We start from the raw sequence: 15806 nt of genomic DNA, 5'->3' as shown, positions 1-15806 counted from the left end.
GGGTCAATTTCATGGAAAATTCTTATGAGTTAGTCACTGAATTATTGAGATTAAGTCCTAATAAGCGTAAGTACTACCAGCAAGGAGAGAGGGCTATGAGGCTTATTCTATCTGCATCCTAGCCCTTTTTGTAGCCCCGCAAGTTTCTGACCCTAGTAGCTGCCCACCTTGAAACTGCTGTCTGTTGTAGACAGGAATCAGGTGCGTCCCCAGTAATAGAGGTGCGGGTTTACCGCAGTGGTGGCTACCGAATCACCTCCGACCAAGGAGGAACCCACCTTAATTATTTTTGATAGGCGTTAAAGATTCGAGCAGTTTCAACTCCGTTCTTAAATAGGGGGTTGAAAGATTCTTAGAGGAAAATATAACTGCGTCTCTAGGTTGGTTTAAAAATCCCTTCCAAGGGATATCTACAATATTAAGGTTTTAGTACAACTACTAAAACTTTGCTAAATTTATGGTGGATTGAAAGGTAAGGCAGAGGTCTTTGTCATAGGTGTCTGTTTGTAGTTGTGACAAATAATCTGTTAACAGTGACATCATTTTGTTAAACATGACATCAATCTGTTAACAGTGACAAATAATTAGTTAATGTACACCTTAAGGCGGCACCCGGATTTGAACCGGGGAGTGGAGGTTTTGCAGACCGGTAGCTTCGCACCCTTTGGTTACTCAAGTACCTCTATGGTCGATAATCTAATCAAGCACCATTGACTTTGGCTATCAAACTGGCTATCATCAGGGGAGTAAAGGTCATTGATAGCCAAATGAGCATAGCAAAAAGCGCTAGGGGTAATGTAGGAGTTGAGGAATACCGGGGTAAGTTAAGGCTCCGGTTGCCTAGATTAGTTACCCAGGCAGGTCAGAACAGATATCTTAATACTGGGCTGGATGGTAATGATATTAATCGGCGGCGGGTTGATTCAATAGCCAACTGGATAGAGGAAGAGATAATCACCGGGCAACTTGACCCCACACTTGAGCGCTACAGGGAGAAACTAGAAAGCTATAAACAACCTCAGCTAACCATAGTTAAGCCCAATACCCCACAAACTAACCTGATGGAGTTATGGGAGCGCTACTGCGAGTATATGAAGCCACAGTTAGCTACTACAACTTACCGCAAAGATTATGCCAGAAAGTACCATAACCACATCAAGGCATTACCCACTAAGGACTTGAGTCAGGCGATCGCTATCAGAGATTACCTGCTAACCCAACTAACCCCCAATGCAGCCAAGCGGGTATTAACATACCTAGCAGCTTGCTGTAAATGGGCGGTTAGCTCCGGTCTGGCAAAGGATAACCCATTCGCCGGAATGTCAGAAGACATCAAGCTACCTAAACATGATTCAGATGCCATTGACCCTTTTAGTAGAGTAGAAATGAATACCATTATCAAGGCATTTGAGGATACCCGACCGCATTATGCGCCCTTTGTTAAGTTCCTATTCTGGACTGGCTGTAGAACCGGGGAAGCGATCGCCCTACAATGGAGACACATTAACTCCGAATGTACCCAGATAACTTTTGCTGAGTCTTATGATAGTGCTTTAGGTATTAGGAAGGGAACTAAAACAGGTAAGTCTCGGAAGTTCCCCTGTAACAACCAAGTCAGAGAGTTACTACTATCTATCCGACCCATTAATCCAGACCCAGAACAATCAGTGTTTACAAGTCCTACCGGTGGGATAGTCAACAGTACTAGGTTTTCCAATCAGGTATGGAAGGGCGGTAGAGTAGGTCAGAAGTGCTACAATGGAGTCATTCAGCAACTAATGGATGATGGTAAAATAGAGCGCTACCGATGCCCCTACAATACCCGGCATACCTTTATTACTCTGATGTTGGAACAAGGGTTAACAGTTACCACAGTGGCGAAGTTGGTAGGGAATAGCCCAGAGATTATCCTGAAGCATTATGCAGGTAATACAGTTCCCCTAACCCTACCAGAAATCTGATAACCGGGTTAACCCATCGGCTGTTATTGGGATTTCAGGAAGTCTAGCCAGGTGTCTAGGGGTCTAAATAGATGCCTGGGCACTCCATAGGATAGTTCCTTTGACTTTACCCTTAGCCAGCTTGTCTCTCTGGTTAACCTATCTGCCTCAGTTACCCTGGCTTCCCCTGTGTTGCGATCGATGGCTACTACAAAGTGAACCGGGAACCGATAGCACTCCCATCTGGTTGCAATACCGCCTACCAGTATGTTATGGTTTTCAAAGATGCCTGATTTGGACTTAACCTCTAAGTTGTAACCAGCCCCCTTGTGAATAACTCGGATATCTCGCTGGTACTTTGGGTATAAGTCTTGGGCTAACTTAGACTGACTCCGCGATCGCCAGTTATCCGGGTCAGCCTTCAAAATCCCATAAACTGATCGGTAAGTCATGTACTGGTCTGGCTGGTAAACCCGGTCTAACCCTTGAGTATTCAGGTATTTGGTTAGGCTATATTCCCATGAGTTACCACAGGCTAACCGGACTTCAATAGGGTCGGTGAAATAATCGCTATGGCGCTGTCCCCCATTATGAGAGATATGTGCTATAATGGTCATGGTATTGTCTGATAAAGATTTCTTGGTAACCCCTAAGGTGCTGGTAACATCTCAGGGGTTTTGATTATGTCTGGTAAATCGAAATATTTCCTAGGTTATCGAAACATTTCGATGAAAGGTGCTAATCGATTTGGCTACCATACATACTGGTAATACTGACCGCATCCCCAAGACCCTTAGCTCCCTTGTCTAGAGCTATACCCCCTGTTACCTGTTTAGTCTGACCTAATCTCTTAACCTTTCTAGCTTGGTTAACCCTTCCTTTGGCAGGTAGGTATTGTTTATGTTCTAGGACTTGTAACAACCTAACTCGCTGTTCGGGGTTCAACCGATTGAATAAAGCTTTCTGTTGTGCGTTCATCTTAATCATTGTTCTGTTCCTCTGGTCGGCCGGATGGTGGTTCGGTATACTTAGCCATTTTGTATGTATTATTTAGGGTGGTCATAACCCGCTTAGCCTCAGCCTCAGACTCACAGCTAATCATCCTGGGTGCGCTGTAAATACTCTTAAGGTCATTTAGGAATAAACCCAAAAGCGCGATAGGTACAGACTCGGTAACTAGTAGGTCTAGGGTATTTTCAGGTGTGAGGTTATAAAAAACTTGATGGGACATTAGGCTACCCCCTTAGACTCAATCGCGGTCTTGAGTAGTTGTCTAACTAGGTAACTAGTACTGACCCCAAGCGAGTTAGCAAAGTTATGTGCTGCTTTTAGTTCATCTTGGCTGATAGGAATAATCAAGCGCTTATCCTTCTGCTGCCTAGGGTGGTCATTGATAATACTGATGATGTTAGTTGCTGGCTTACAACTAACTCTAGTTTGACTGGCGATCGCTCTGGCATCTTGGATTATGTTAGGCATAGTGTTATAGAAGAAAGTTATATAAGTAAATAGTCAAGTTCTTATCTATTGGGCTTGACCCCCCTAAGTATCGACATCAACCCATCCAGCCCTTGTAAAAACTCTGTGGAATCTAGAGCGCTCAAATAATCCAAACACTTCCCATAGACCCCCCTAGTATCCTCTGACATCTTGGTAACCTCAAAGATATCCCGAACTACCTCTGACATGGTTTTCTGAGACTCTACAGCCTGGTCAGCTAACCAGTTATAAGTATCCTCATCTACCCTAAAAGCCAACTGTTTACTCTTCATGGTTTTCAACCTCCTTTAATACTAATAAGTCAAACAGTTTTATAAGTCCTAGCGATTCTAATAGGGTGTGTTGGCGGTTTAGGTTTGACTAAATCTATATAAATCTACAAAGGTAAAAATCAATGGGCGAATATCAAAAACAGATCGATAACTTGAAAGCGCAAGCACAGAAGTTCATCGAGTTACAGGAAGCCGAAAAGCGGAAAAAGGCTGAGGCTGAGGCTAACAAAGCCCGGTCTAGGAAAGAGCTTATGCTGTGGCTAGAGCGATTTATTGATACTCATATCCGCTTTGGGACTTTAACAGCGGCCCATGTTGAGACTTACCTGATTGAATACCGCAAGAGCTATGGAGATGATGCGTCGATCGCCAAATATATCGGTATTGTTGCCCAGTTACTTACTCATCCTTTCTATGGAGTAGAATCGAATACTCATCGGGTAGGTAATGGCGGTCTGATATTCAAAGGCAAAACCTACAAGGATGCCAAGGAACTTTATGAAGCCCTTGTGGGGTTAATGGCTGGAGTTGACCCGCTGGACTCTCAAGTATGGTTTGATTACCTCTTGACCCAAGTATTCGATGACCCTACCTTCTTACCTGCGGAGGTTCTATTACCCCGATGGAGGACTGACTTTGTACCTAAGTTAGTACAGTTGGTAGAACTAGAGAAAAACTCATTACAGGTTCCTGATTTGGATTTACTTAATACTGATGATGTCTTTGTAATCCAGTCTTTACTGGGTAGTTTCTAAACCCCTATTACCTAACAAATAACTCCGGTAAGTACAAATACTCATCGGGGTTTCTTATTGGCGCTAAAGGGTAAGTTACAATAGGAACTACACACAGAGGACATCGAATGATTATAGTTACCTTAGATGGAGTTGAGTATCCTATTCATCAGATTAGTAATAAGTTAACTAATACAGCTATCTTTTATGCCAAAGCACAGGCGATCGGGATAGCTGTCCAGAAAGGTCAACAGATTAACAAGGCTACTAAGATAACTGTGGAATGGTCTGATGAACCATCTGCTACTCCTGATTCCATCTAAGCCCCTTAGTCATCGGGTGTAGCTTACTATCGGTGGTCATGTGAGCATCTGAGTGCTTAGTCAGGTTATAGGCTACCTGGGATCGCCGGAGTTCCTTAAGCGCAGTGGCGACTATCTGATAGTCAGGGTCAGACTGGGAAAGGCTAGTCCTAAGTTCAATCAGGCTAGCCTCTAGGGTTTCATATTGATTCTGAATAGTCATATAAGTATCTAGTAGTTTAACTCTGTTATATCATTTACCCATCTGTCTTTGATTTATAACTTAAGCCCCCGGTGGTTATCTAAGGGATACCGGATATTGGAGGGATTTCTTAGGCGATCGCTGAGGTTACTGGCTAGGCTGCTCTGTCCTATGTGTCCTATGTCTGTCCTATCAGTTTTATCTCATAGGACAGGCTGAAAGGGTTACTGGGTAAGGGTTCTACTATCTGTCCTATGTGTCCTATCAGTTTTACCCAACTTACCCTAGATATAAGTACTACTAGCATAGTTTATACAATACATACCTACAAGTCCTATACTTTTCTATTTTTCATAGGACACATAGGACACATAGGACAGATAAGGTAGAACCCCTACCCAGTAAGCAATCTAGCTGTCCTATGAGATTTAGAGTTGATAGGACAGAGGTATTTTTGATAGGACAAGGATAAACCCCTGTAACACTAAGGCTACAAGGGTAATCAATGGGGTATTAGGTTAACTAATAGGGTTAGTTGACTACTTCCAGCATTCTGCCATTTGCTCTAACTGTGTAGAGTCAACTATTAAGGGATTCTGCACACCCTGTTTTACATAAACCCAGGGGCGGCTACCATCAACTAAGTTGAGTCTCTTTTTGGTATAACCTAGCTCACCTAATGCTTGGGTTATTTTCTTGTTACAACTTCTATGTAATGTTACATGTAGTTTTAGGCTGTGTTCCATGAAGGCAGATAAGTTAATAGCTAACCCATCATAATGTTGATGTCCATCTCTACTCTTACCAGAGGTATTCTTGCTGTCGATAAAGCCTTGTAGTTTAGCTAAACTATGGTTAACCTTTTGTGTCCACTCATTAACCTCTTGATAGTTTTTGTTTCTATCTTCGGATTGCTCAGACATTTTATCATCAGGATACCAAGTAAAACCTTGTTGCCATTTGAGGTATGCAGTAGCCAGTATAGAATCTCTATTTTCAACCAGATAGTCTCGGTTAACTTTGCGGTCTTCTAAATCAATAATCCAAAATCTTCTATTACCTGTTGAATCTCTCAGAATCTCATCGGAGTTACAAGTTCCACCAAACACACAATGTCTAGGATGATCAGATGGCTTGCGCTCATATAAGCCTCTGAATGTATCCTTAGTCTTTGTCAGAAATGCCTTAAGCTCCTCCACTTCTTTTTTGCGGGTTATACCTTCCATTTCACCCATTTCAACTATCCAAGACTTATCAAGCTGTCTTTTAACCTCAGTTCCATCGGTTGAGTTATCTAGGTCTAAGAAATACTCCCCACCTAATAATCGGAAGAAAGTAGACTTACCCGCTCCCTGTTTACCCTTTAATACTAGGCTGTAATCCACTTGTTCCCCTGGTTGCCAAGCTCTAACAACTGCGGATATTAGCCATTTTTCTAACATCATCTGACTCAATACATCATCTGTACCAAACAGGATATTGGCTAGATTATCCCAATCTTCCATAGGCTCATAATAATCTTTGACTATATACCCACCTATTGAGCAAAGTTTTTCAACATCCGATATGGGTTTTAAATCTCTATTAGTATAATAACCTTCAATGTTTTGGATGGTCTTAGGGTCTGTTCCTGGGATAACCCATTGATGAGTTTTTTCTTTTATAATCTGCTCTATTTGTCTTCGGATGGGGTTAAACTTCGAGTTCTCAATCCATACATTGAACTTCCGATCAAACTGGTCTCGGTTTAGCTTCATCATCATTTTAAGGGCTTGCTCTAGCATATCAATGAGATCTTCAGGGGTAGAAGGTTTCCCATCAAAAGCTAGCTCCCCTGTCCACTCATTAACCTCTACTCTCCCCCGGTACACAGCCTTAAATACCTCAAACCAGACATACCCTGCCTCAGACCCAGACTTATTAATACAAAGTCTGATACTGTTAATCAAGCTCGAACTATCTCTAGCATCTTTGTTATCAAATGATGATGAACCTCTTCTACTCCGGCTTAGAATATTAGTCTTACTAATATATGGGATAAGGCTTTCAATATCTGACTCATCAAAGCTTGACTGAGTAGTATTAAATGTGTTATCATCAGACATATTAGCTCCCTCTGAGTTAGTATTGAACATATCGACTTCCTTTGAGTTGGTTTTGTTTGAGTAAGACATTTTTGAATCCTTTGGGCATCAGCCCTGTCTTTGTTTACTTTGAATATTCGGTCTTAGGGTAACTAGCAGCGAACTGGTTACCCTATTTGGTCTCTGTGGCTTGTTTAGCTAGATATTCTCTGAGCGCTTCCCTGACTATTTGTGCTATTGAACTTTCCCGGTCGGCTGCTAGTTGCTCAAGCTGTGCCTTAGTCTCTTCAGTGAACCGCATTGAAAACTTGGCTGTTGTCTTAATCATTTCCCCTGTCCTTATTTGTGCGCTTTCTTATACCTTGTCAAGTCAGATTATCTAACAGTAGAATCAGGGTTTCAGCCATCGGGTAATCCTGAGAATCTTAAGGAATCCTAAAGATATTCAAATATCTATCTTTAGGAATAGGTATTTATACCTCCGGGCTGGTTATAGGTTCAACCAGACCTAACTTCATCTTTATGTAGGTATTTAAGGATAGTCTAATACCAGTATCAGCCATGTATTGTATGTGGTCATGAGTCAGTATGAGGTACTGATCATCATCGAAGCGCACTGGAAGAGTTTTTCTATATTTAGTAGCCATTTGATTAACCTCTGATATCTTTGATGTCCTTGATATCATTGTAGCACACCTAACAGCCCTTGCCGGTAATAGCTGGCACATTTTTAGTAAAAACTGGCACAAGGGTTAACCCTATTTGAGATGATTTGGTATTTTAGACTGGCTGATAATACCTGAGGCAATCGCCAGCGCTAGCCAGTTACCCCTATGCCCATAAAAATACCCCTGGATAGTTGGCGCTACCAGGGGGTAAGGTACACACATGACCGAAGAAAATGCTTAGTTAAAAATAGGGTTTTTATAAAACTTACAGTTACTACTACTTAGTCAGATGCTCAACTAACAGTTGTAGTACTTTTGTATTAGTCGCCAAGTCTCTCTCGATGCGCTCTAGGGTTATCTGTACACTCTGTTGACTGTCCTTGACCTCTTGTAGACCCTTCTGTAACTCCTGTAGGGTTACTGGCTTGGGTGATAAGGTATCTGATTTGCGCCGCCATAGAAAGCCCATTAGCGGCTGAGAGTTTCTGAAGCTTGGTATAGATATCATGGTTTAGGGTAACTGGGATTTTAATAGAGGTGGTTGATTTTGTGATTAATCCCTTAGAGCCATTAAGGGTAGGCTCTAGGTTATCTATGAGGGTTTGTTCTATTTCTGGTAGTCGCTCTTTATCAGTCTCAAACCAAGCTATGAATACCTTATCTACACCCATCAGGGCTAAATCTTGTAGTCTATGATGGTTAAGCCATCGATTCTTTAAGTTAACTGTTCTACCAATGTAAAGTAGTTTACCCTCAGCACTCCAGACTAGGTAAATAGCCGATACTTCTGGTAGTTTCTTTCTATCACTCAGAGGGAGCGCAGGGAGTTTACCTCTAAGCATCTCAATAATGATTTTAGATTTACTGACACCCTTAGCCTCAGCCCTAGCTTCTAATATGGAGGCTAGGTCATCAGGGCATCTAAAGGTTATTGAAGTCATGGTAGTAGCTACTTACTTTTTGTCTTACTTACCATTAACTATGTCAAGTTGACCCCTAAACTACCCTTTGGCTATCAGTTTGGCTATCATTTACCCCAGTTTATTTGGTTTTTACTATTCTTAGAAGGCTGAAAGCCTTAAGGCGGCACCCGGATTTGAACCGGGGAGTGGAGGTTTTGCAGACCTCTGCCTTACCACTTGGCTATGCCGCCAGACCAACGATTTATTATCTTATCAAGACTTTACCTAAATAGCCATCCTCTGAGTGAATAAATTTTTGAGCTTCTGAACTACGTTAGAAATTCCATGCTAGCTATGTGTAACAAATACATCATGGATTTTGCCATGCTGTATTTAAAAGACTTACTTAGTGGTTGTCAGGGGGTTATGATTGTGCGATCGCCTACGATGGACGGGTACATCATCGCAACTGCCATAAGATATTGAGCGAGTTATGAGTTATGAGTTTCAATTCCTCACTCCTCACTCCTCACTTGTTACACCTTCACTTCATCAGCAAAATTATTCCAACGCAGAAAGTGAAATGGCCCGGCTACAGAACCCCAGAGACGTTCATCGGTGTCTAAGTCCCTTCCCCGATCGAGACTGAAAAATTCTTTATCGTCAATCTCAAATTCGTTATCGAGATAAGTATTTTTCCCATCACGAACCACAATACAGCCTTTACCAGGTTCAACCCTGCCTTTAAAGCTGTGACCTGTCCACTCTACAACCATGTTGCAACCCGGCATTTTTTCTAATTGCTCAACAGATAAATCTTTTAAGCGTTCGGGGTCACGGGATGCGCCGTAAAATTTTTGTTCTTCCTTAACTGTATAGTGTTCGATGACAATGTGATTTTCTGCTTCAATCAAGTTCATCACTCGCATTCTGTAAGGTTGATTGAGCATAAAATCATAAGCTTGTTCGAGAAACAAGCTGACTCCTGAGAATAATTCCCAAGCTAACGGACGGATACAAACACGAATGTGTGCATAAAAAGGCGGATTTTCAAAAGCCTGTTCTTGATTACTAAAATCAGCTGCCATCCAGCGGGCTAAGGTGATGATATCAGTAGAATGGGTCATTATAGACTCTCAACCTGTTGCTTAAAAATTATCTGGAAGTATTGTAGACCTTGGTAATGGTAATAGGGAATGGGGTATAGGGGAGGCAGTGCGGTCATTTGGTCTCCAAATGTGGAGCAACTGCCGTCATAGGGCATGGGGAATGGAAAGTGGAAAATGGGGATAATTGTTAATGTTTTATCCGTCAAACAAGTTTGCAGGGATCAGAGCAGGCAGTACCTAACTTATGGGAGATTAACATAAATACCAATGCCCTATGACGCCAGTAGCTGTCCGACGCAAGGCGACAGGATCGCACTGGCTCCCCTATGTCCAATACAACAAGGTAAAGTTAGTATGCTACAGCGGTTAATTGTTATTGTTACTGCCACTATATTGTTTAACACTTCTTTGGCACTAGCACAGAGTCAAAAGCCCAAACCACCAGATAAATTTCCTCCCAATCCGCTAGAATACACTACACCCGATCCACTTTTACCACGATCGCCCAAGGATAAAAAGCCGTTAACTCTTGAAGAACGCTTAAAGTTAGAACCAGCATTAGATGAGTTAAACCAAGAAGCCGCGGCGAAATTGCAAGCAGGTGATGAGGTGGCGGCGTTTGAAATTTGGAACAGAGAACTTCGCTTGCGGCGCTTTTTGGGCCCTTTAACAGAAGTACAAGCATTATCTAGAGTCGGTACGATCGCCTGGAATCAAAACGATCGCCAAGAAGTAATATATATTACTCAACGGTTGCAAGCAATTCAAAAGCAAACCGAATCCCAGAAAAAATCTAGCAAAATTGATTTAGAATTATGGCGATCGCTAGGTGAAGCTTACCAAAATGTGCGATCGCCTAAACAGGCTATACAAGCTTTTGACCAAGTTTTGCTAGCAGTCAGGCAACAAAAAGATACAGCAGCATTAGTAGAAACTCTCAAGACAATCGGAGAATTGCATCTGAGTTGGTTTGATTATCGCCAGGCTGCGCCAATCTACGAGGAATTGTTGAGTTTAGCTACTTCCCAAGGAGAATCTGTAAATGAGGTAGCATATCTGCAAAAATTGGCTGAGATTTACGCACAGACAGAACAACCCCAGCAGTCAATAAATATACTTAACAAGTTAGCAGAAATTTACACTAACCAAAATAATCTTATTAAAATACCAGAATTAAAGCTAGCGATCGGCTCAGACTACGAATCTCTAGGGAAAACAGATCCTAAGTTACTGGTAGAGGCTTTTAATAATTATCAAGAAGCTTATACCACTGCTTGGCAATTGCAGGAGTTCGTTCGTTCTGGTGAAGCTTTGCAGAAGATAGTTGCCCTCTACCGTTCTCAAGGACAAATAGATGAGGCTTTAGAGGCTAGCCAAATTCTCGTAGATACACAGACGCAAGCCGCCAACTTTTATGGGGTAATGCAAGCTTATGACCAAATTGGGCAATTGTATTTAGAACGCAAAGCATATCCTCAAGCACTAACAGCTTTCCAAAAAGGCCTAGAACTCGCCCAACAACTCAAACATCAAGAAGCATACTTTACTGAGCAAATCAAAAAACTGCCGAAAGCAAATTTTTAACCCAGAGGCTATTGATAAAGTAATACCCTGGTTAAAAACAGAACTAGATTGGGTTGAACAATAGCAAAATCCAACTGTGTAGACAGTCTAAGCTTTTGGGAACCTGTCTGACGGCAGTTTTGGTATTTTTCATCAATTTTATTTATCGGTTTAAAAAAAAACAATATTTGCTCCTATCGGTTAACCGACGTACATTAAAAGTCATCAGGATAAACACAGACTCAAACGACGCCAAGAGGTGCAACATGAATACATTAAAAACAGTATCCCCCAACAAAGTTGATGCAAAAGTAGCTCAAAAGCCTCAAGTTGTGCAGATACAACCAGCAGCACAAGACACCTCGACTCAAGAACTGACTTTCGGACAACGCCTTGCTGATAAATTTGCAGCACAAGTGGGTTCTTGGGGATTTCTGATTGGGCAAAGTACTGTTTTGGCGGGATGGGTTGGTATCAACTTAATGCCTGGGGTTCCCCACTGGGATGAGTCACCATTCATGATGCTCAACTTAGTATTTTCATTTGCCTCAGCTTACACAGCACCCATCGTTTTGATGAGTCAAAATCGCCAGTCTGATACCGATCGCAAAAATGCTGAAATTGACCATAAAGTGAATTTGAGGGCTGGACAAAATATTGAATTAGTCCATGAAAAATTAGATGAGATACACACTCAACAACTCAAAGAACTAACTCAAATAATCAAAGAACAACAACGAATTCTCACCGAACTGAAAGTTACCTTAGTGCCTACTTCTAAAGAGACTAAAGAAGTTAAATTAAATGTCTTACCAGGACTCCACACCCAAAGTAACGCCAAATTTACCAAAGAAGGTTCCAATAATAAACTCTTTGTTGACGAACAGCAACTTGGGGAAAATAACAAAGTTGTTGAAAAACTGATTCGTCAATAAGAGTAAATTAGAAATGTTGTGTCATTATCCCAATGGTAAGAGAGTCTAAATATTACTTTACTCTATACACTTCAAGTTTAAATTTAGACTCTCCTTCAGGATTTTGAACAAATGAAAAATTTCGATGAAGCCGATTTATAGAGCTAAACAATTTTTGATTTGAGATTTTAGATTGACCCCATACCTCTCTGCTCTTTAAGGGGCTTGAATGAAAAATTGTAGATTTGCCATTTTGGATTTGTTCGATAAATAAAATTGCTTGCTCTGAAAAATTTTTAATACTTTAAGTTTTGAAGTTTTTATCCAAAATCTAAAATCTCAAATTGGATCTTTGATTAAGTCGCGCTTTTCCAAAGTTTTGCAGATATTAACTAACGCTAACCCAGACACACCAACATGTAAGGAGAGATAGAAATGAACGAACTCATCAGTGCATTTTCCACTGGAATTGCAGCTTTTACAGCTACAAACCTTGACGATTTAGTCATCCTGACGCTGTTATTCTCTCAGGTAAATGCAACTTTCCGCCATCGGCACATCGTGATTGGTCAGTATCTGGGTTTTTGTACTTTGGTAATTGCTAGCTTGGTTGGCTTTTTGGGGGGTTTAGTTTTGCCATCCCATTGGATTGGTTTTTTAGGTTTAGTACCCATCACCATTGGGCTAAATCGCCTGTTGAATCCAGAAAGTGATTCTCAGTCCGAAGCGCAGCTGGAATTATCTAGTTCTTCTTCCTTGATTAGTTTTTTATCTCCCCAAGCTTATAGTGTGGCGGCTATTACCATCGCCAACGGCAGTGATAATGTCAGCATTTATATGCCCTTGTTTGCTAATAGTACCCCCTCTAGCTTGCTGGCGATCGTTGCAGTCTTCTTGCTATTAGTTGGCGTTTGGTGCTACGTGACATACAAGCTGACGTGCCAGCCTGCAATTTCTAATCTGCTAACTCGTTATGGTAACGGTTTTGTTCCCTTCGTTTTAATAGGTTTAGGTGTGTTTATTATCCTAGACAGTGCCTCGCTAACTCCAATTGCTTTAACAGTGAGTTGCTTGTGTTTAACGGGACTTGTCAAACTGTATGCAATGAATGGGCAGGTAGAAACATCCTCAAGTTTTGAAATTCGTGGGTAATCATGGCTGAATATTTGTGAGACTGTTTGCTAGCAAAGCTAAAAAACCCATTCAAGTAAGCAGTCTCATCTAGTACAATTCTCAATATTGAAAATATTTTGTAAACCTCAAAAGGAGAATGAAAGTGAAACTTTTCAAAACTGCTCTAGTTGCTTTAGTACTTTTAGTTAATTTGATAATTGCCCAACCTTCTTGGGCTGATAGACCGAACCTAACTACTAGTCCCGACTATATTGAGGTAACTCAAGGAATTAATAATCTGTTGCAACTAAAAGATACACCTGATCAATCTAAATATACACCAGAAGAAATTCAGCAAGAATTAGGTGAATTGAAGCTACAAAAGTACATTTTAGAAACAGCACAAACCTGGGCACAATGCCGCAACGAAACTGGAAAAACTCTAGCTATTTACGCGCACAAACCCAAAAAAGCTTCCCAAGGAAATACTCTGTACTTTTTAGGAAATGGCCAAATTACAGAAAATGAATGGGATTGTGATGGTGTTTACTTACCGATTGGAACCAAGGTTGCTGGTATAGCTGCGGATGCTCAAGGATTGACGGAACCCTTAGCTATTAAAGTTGTAGATGGAACTCAGTTAGTGGCTAAAACTAATCCACAAACAGGTACTATTGAATTTAACGTTACTCCTGCAAAAGTGTTGAAAGCAAGTGAACCTAACTGGTCGATTCCCAATTTGTCCCAAACTGATATTGATGCGGCAATTCCGAATGCACCCATTGAGGATTAAGATTATTTCCTGCTGAAAACTTCAAACCCCTCTCGCTGATTGTTGAGAGGGTTTTTTATGATTCTAAGTTTAGCCAATGATAATTATTTTTTTATATAGCAGAAATAGCACAAACCTGTAATCCGACAGGTGTTTGAATAACCACTGATTCCACGCCGAAAACTTGCGCGATCGCATTTGGTGTCATAACTTCTTCAGGCGTACCAACTTCCCAAATATGACCTTGCTTTAATAATGCAATGCGAGAGCTATACCGTGCTGCCAAATTCAGTTCATGTAATACTGTGACAATAGTTAATTCTTGTTGCTGATTTAGTTCTTTAAGTAATTCTAAGAGTTGTAATTGATAGTTAATATCGAGAAAAGTTGTAGGTTCATCTAATAATAAAACTCTTGGTTCTTGCGCTAGTGCTAAAGCTAAAAAAGCCCTTTGTCTTTCACCACCTGATAGTTGTTCGACTAAGCGATCGCTTAATTTTTCTACTTGCGTTTTTTGTATTGCAGCTTCGACTTTTAGCCAATCTTCAGCATTTAATTCCCATTGCCACCAAGGTTGATGTGGCGTGCGTCCTAAACTTACTAATTGTCGCACTGTTAACCCAACGGGAACTATTTGTTGTTGTGGTAAAAATGCTAGTTTCTGTGCAACTAGATTTGGAGGTTGAGAATGAATTGTTTTACCGTCAAGTAGCACTGTTCCCTGCTGTGGAGAAAGAATGCGACTCAGTAATTTAAGTAAGGTAGACTTACCTGAACCATTAGCACCAACTAAACTCAACCATTCTCCTGTTTGTAAGGTGAGGTTAATGTCTTGGACAATTGGTACTGTGGTGTAACCGCCTGTGAGATTTTGCAGTTCGAGTGGCATATTTGCTGAAATTCAACAATTAAAGGTGTAGTAAACACCATTTTTACAGAGGCGATCGTTCTTTAGAGAAAAACTTTTATGAAGATGAAAAATAGGGCAAATCAGACTCAAGATTTGAAAACTCCCAGCAGAAAAAGTTGAACAATCAAAGACGTATCAGAGCGTGCTGGCGTGAACTAAAACACCTCAAAAGTTATGTTCGACATCCAGGTATGAGCATGATAAACTCCGTAGCTACGCCGATATGATTCCAGCAATCAAAGCAGCATATCCAGAATATACAAGAAATGTACTAATAGTTTCTACTCATCCTGATGAATTGGATGCCAACCGTCGACAGTCATCGTTCTCCTATTTTGATTTTGTATTTAATTTACAACCCTTTTTCCTACAGACTAATGCAGATAAGATAATCGCTGGTGATAATGTGTATCGATGTGTTGAATGTGGAAAAATTTTCACCACACAAAATGAAGTACCTACAAATCGCCAACCTAGATGTAGGCAGCATCGAAATTAATTGATATTACCACTAACAAAGTTGAAGCACTAACTACATTTTCTTAAAAAGCTCTCAAACTCTTTCACAGTAGCACTAGGCTGGGACTTGGAAAAGTAACTTACAAATGACAATTTAGGTTGCAGGTTTCTCAAGCCAGCAACCTAAATTTTCGCTGGGCTAAATAAACAAAAACCCCCAAGCATTGAAGTGTGCTTGTGGGTTTTTGTTTGAGTATAAACCTGGCATCGAGCTATTTTAGCGTAGGGCAACCCCTAAACTATCGTTGCCGCAGCAGCGTTTCACCTCTGAGTTCGGGAAGGGTTCAGTGTGGTTCCACCGC

18 protein-coding genes, 1 tRNA gene, 1 rRNA gene and 1 pseudogene are annotated in these 15806 nt (G+C 41.0%); 8 read left to right on the top strand and 13 right to left on the bottom strand.

The genetic code is table 11. The annotated features are described in order from the left end of the window. Positions 1-122, top strand: a pseudogene (locus H6H03_RS37415) (IS4 family transposase); the annotation flags it as partial. 645 nt (positions 123-767) lie between these two features. After that, positions 768-1961 (top strand): site-specific integrase, encoded by a 1194-nt coding sequence (locus H6H03_RS37410; RefSeq protein WP_190960058.1) that lies wholly within the window; start codon positions 768-770, stop codon positions 1959-1961. A 23-nt stretch (positions 1962-1984) separates the two neighbouring features. Here H6H03_RS37410 and H6H03_RS37405 read toward each other — a convergent pair whose 3' ends face one another. From H6H03_RS37405 to H6H03_RS37385, 5 genes are all read right to left on the bottom strand, one after another. Then, positions 1985-2557, bottom strand: a complete 573-nt coding sequence (locus tag H6H03_RS37405; RefSeq protein WP_190960057.1) for a hypothetical protein — start codon at positions 2555-2557, stop codon at positions 1985-1987. A 121-nt stretch (positions 2558-2678) separates the two neighbouring features. Next, complete coding sequence (locus H6H03_RS37400) at positions 2679-2927, bottom strand: hypothetical protein (RefSeq protein ID WP_190960056.1); 249 nt, start codon at positions 2925-2927, stop codon at positions 2679-2681. Then, entirely contained in the window at positions 2920-3171 is a 252-nt protein-coding gene (locus H6H03_RS37395; RefSeq protein ID WP_190960055.1) for a hypothetical protein, read from the bottom strand. The genes H6H03_RS37400 and H6H03_RS37395 overlap by 8 nt, the downstream gene beginning before the upstream one ends. Continuing rightward, on the bottom strand, positions 3171-3419 hold the full coding sequence (locus tag H6H03_RS37390) for a hypothetical protein (RefSeq protein ID WP_190960054.1): 249 nt from the start codon (positions 3417-3419) through the stop codon (positions 3171-3173). The genes H6H03_RS37395 and H6H03_RS37390 overlap by 1 nt, the downstream gene beginning before the upstream one ends. Before the next feature lie 41 nt (positions 3420-3460). Beyond that, entirely contained in the window at positions 3461-3712 is a 252-nt protein-coding gene (locus H6H03_RS37385) for a hypothetical protein (protein ID WP_190960053.1), read from the bottom strand. 122 nt (positions 3713-3834) lie between these two features. Here H6H03_RS37385 and H6H03_RS37380 point away from each other — a divergent pair, with 122 nt between their 5' ends. Continuing rightward, positions 3835-4467 (top strand): hypothetical protein, encoded by a 633-nt coding sequence (locus tag H6H03_RS37380; RefSeq protein WP_190960052.1) that lies wholly within the window; start codon positions 3835-3837, stop codon positions 4465-4467. Between the two features lie 107 nt (positions 4468-4574). Continuing rightward, positions 4575-4769 (top strand): hypothetical protein, encoded by a 195-nt coding sequence (locus H6H03_RS37375; RefSeq protein ID WP_190960051.1) that lies wholly within the window; start codon positions 4575-4577, stop codon positions 4767-4769. On the opposite strand, the gene H6H03_RS37370 is transcribed toward H6H03_RS37375, so the two are convergent. The 6 genes from H6H03_RS37370 to H6H03_RS37345 all read right to left on the bottom strand — a co-directional run bounded on the left by H6H03_RS37370 (position 4750) and on the right by H6H03_RS37345 (position 9731). Then, positions 4750-4971: a hypothetical protein gene (locus tag H6H03_RS37370; protein WP_190960050.1), complete on the bottom strand. Its 222-nt coding sequence runs from the start codon at positions 4969-4971 to the stop codon at positions 4750-4752. The genes H6H03_RS37375 and H6H03_RS37370 overlap by 20 nt on opposite strands. Positions 4972-5489: 518 nt before the next feature. Then, positions 5490-7124, bottom strand: coding sequence for a virulence-associated E family protein (locus tag H6H03_RS37365; protein WP_190960049.1), 1635 nt, complete (start codon positions 7122-7124; stop codon positions 5490-5492). 82 nt (positions 7125-7206) lie between these two features. Beyond that, positions 7207-7362, bottom strand: coding sequence for a ribbon-helix-helix domain-containing protein (locus H6H03_RS37360; RefSeq protein WP_190960048.1), 156 nt, complete (start codon positions 7360-7362; stop codon positions 7207-7209). Between the two features lie 660 nt (positions 7363-8022). After that, a complete protein-coding gene (locus tag H6H03_RS37355) occupies positions 8023-8643 on the bottom strand; it encodes a ribbon-helix-helix protein, CopG family (RefSeq protein ID WP_190960047.1) in 621 nt (206 codons plus the stop codon). Between the two features lie 140 nt (positions 8644-8783). Then, positions 8784-8855: transfer RNA gene (locus tag H6H03_RS37350), tRNA-Cys, on the bottom strand. Between the two features lie 285 nt (positions 8856-9140). Then, entirely contained in the window at positions 9141-9731 is a 591-nt protein-coding gene (locus tag H6H03_RS37345) for a chromophore lyase CpcT/CpeT (protein WP_190960046.1), read from the bottom strand. Between the two features lie 336 nt (positions 9732-10067). Between H6H03_RS37345 and H6H03_RS37340 the strand changes: the two genes are divergently transcribed. From H6H03_RS37340 to H6H03_RS37325, 4 genes are all read left to right on the top strand, one after another. Then, positions 10068-11297 carry a tetratricopeptide repeat protein gene (locus H6H03_RS37340; protein WP_190960059.1) on the top strand — a complete coding sequence of 410 codons (1230 nt, stop codon included), beginning with the start codon at positions 10068-10070 and terminating at the stop codon, positions 11295-11297. 245 nt (positions 11298-11542) lie between these two features. Next, entirely contained in the window at positions 11543-12211 is a 669-nt protein-coding gene (locus H6H03_RS37335; RefSeq protein WP_190960045.1) for a DUF1003 domain-containing protein, read from the top strand. 414 nt (positions 12212-12625) lie between these two features. Continuing rightward, a complete protein-coding gene (locus H6H03_RS37330) occupies positions 12626-13342 on the top strand; it encodes a cadmium resistance transporter (RefSeq protein WP_190960044.1) in 717 nt (238 codons plus the stop codon). A gap of 124 nt (positions 13343-13466) precedes the next feature. Next, positions 13467-14096 carry a hypothetical protein gene (locus H6H03_RS37325; RefSeq protein ID WP_190960043.1) on the top strand — a complete coding sequence of 210 codons (630 nt, stop codon included), beginning with the start codon at positions 13467-13469 and terminating at the stop codon, positions 14094-14096. A gap of 91 nt (positions 14097-14187) precedes the next feature. On the opposite strand, the gene H6H03_RS37320 is transcribed toward H6H03_RS37325, so the two are convergent. Together H6H03_RS37320 and rrf are read right to left on the bottom strand one after the other, a co-directional pair. Then, a complete protein-coding gene (locus H6H03_RS37320) occupies positions 14188-14964 on the bottom strand; it encodes an ABC transporter ATP-binding protein (protein WP_190960042.1) in 777 nt (258 codons plus the stop codon). Between the two features lie 739 nt (positions 14965-15703). Further along, positions 15704-15806: ribosomal RNA gene (rrf, locus tag H6H03_RS42325) — 5S ribosomal RNA — on the bottom strand; the annotation flags it as partial.

The organism is Nostoc paludosum FACHB-159 (assembly GCF_014698835.1).
GTDB lineage: Bacteria > Cyanobacteriota > Cyanobacteriia > Cyanobacteriales > Nostocaceae > Nostoc > Nostoc paludosum.
This window is presented reverse-complemented; position numbering and strand designations above follow the sequence as displayed.

What these genes read in the sequence shown, in the direction of transcription:
- H6H03_RS37400 (WP_190960056.1), bottom strand. Translation starts at nt 2,927, where the DNA reads ATGATTAAGATGAACGCACAACAGAAAGCTTTATTCAATCGGTTGAAC.
- H6H03_RS37330 (WP_190960044.1), top strand. Translation starts at nt 12,626, where the DNA reads ATGAACGAACTCATCAGTGCATTTTCCACTGGAATTGCAGCTTTTACA.
- H6H03_RS37335 (WP_190960045.1), top strand. Translation starts at nt 11,543, where the DNA reads ATGAATACATTAAAAACAGTATCCCCCAACAAAGTTGATGCAAAAGTA.
- H6H03_RS37360 (WP_190960048.1), bottom strand. Translation starts at nt 7,362, where the DNA reads ATGATTAAGACAACAGCCAAGTTTTCAATGCGGTTCACTGAAGAGACT.
- H6H03_RS37320 (WP_190960042.1), bottom strand. Translation starts at nt 14,964, where the DNA reads ATGCCACTCGAACTGCAAAATCTCACAGGCGGTTACACCACAGTACCA.
- H6H03_RS37405 (WP_190960057.1), bottom strand. Translation starts at nt 2,557, where the DNA reads ATGACCATTATAGCACATATCTCTCATAATGGGGGACAGCGCCATAGC.
- H6H03_RS37390 (WP_190960054.1), bottom strand. Translation starts at nt 3,419, where the DNA reads ATGCCTAACATAATCCAAGATGCCAGAGCGATCGCCAGTCAAACTAGA.
- H6H03_RS37345 (WP_190960046.1), bottom strand. Translation starts at nt 9,731, where the DNA reads ATGACCCATTCTACTGATATCATCACCTTAGCCCGCTGGATGGCAGCT.
- H6H03_RS37340 (WP_190960059.1), top strand. Translation starts at nt 10,068, where the DNA reads ATGCTACAGCGGTTAATTGTTATTGTTACTGCCACTATATTGTTTAAC.
- H6H03_RS37355 (WP_190960047.1), bottom strand. Translation starts at nt 8,643, where the DNA reads ATGACTTCAATAACCTTTAGATGCCCTGATGACCTAGCCTCCATATTA.
- H6H03_RS37365 (WP_190960049.1), bottom strand. Translation starts at nt 7,124, where the DNA reads ATGTCTTACTCAAACAAAACCAACTCAAAGGAAGTCGATATGTTCAAT.
- H6H03_RS37410 (WP_190960058.1), top strand. Translation starts at nt 768, where the DNA reads ATGAGCATAGCAAAAAGCGCTAGGGGTAATGTAGGAGTTGAGGAATAC.
- H6H03_RS37375 (WP_190960051.1), top strand. Translation starts at nt 4,575, where the DNA reads ATGATTATAGTTACCTTAGATGGAGTTGAGTATCCTATTCATCAGATT.
- H6H03_RS37395 (WP_190960055.1), bottom strand. Translation starts at nt 3,171, where the DNA reads ATGTCCCATCAAGTTTTTTATAACCTCACACCTGAAAATACCCTAGAC.
- H6H03_RS37380 (WP_190960052.1), top strand. Translation starts at nt 3,835, where the DNA reads ATGGGCGAATATCAAAAACAGATCGATAACTTGAAAGCGCAAGCACAG.
- H6H03_RS37370 (WP_190960050.1), bottom strand. Translation starts at nt 4,971, where the DNA reads ATGACTATTCAGAATCAATATGAAACCCTAGAGGCTAGCCTGATTGAA.
- H6H03_RS37385 (WP_190960053.1), bottom strand. Translation starts at nt 3,712, where the DNA reads ATGAAGAGTAAACAGTTGGCTTTTAGGGTAGATGAGGATACTTATAAC.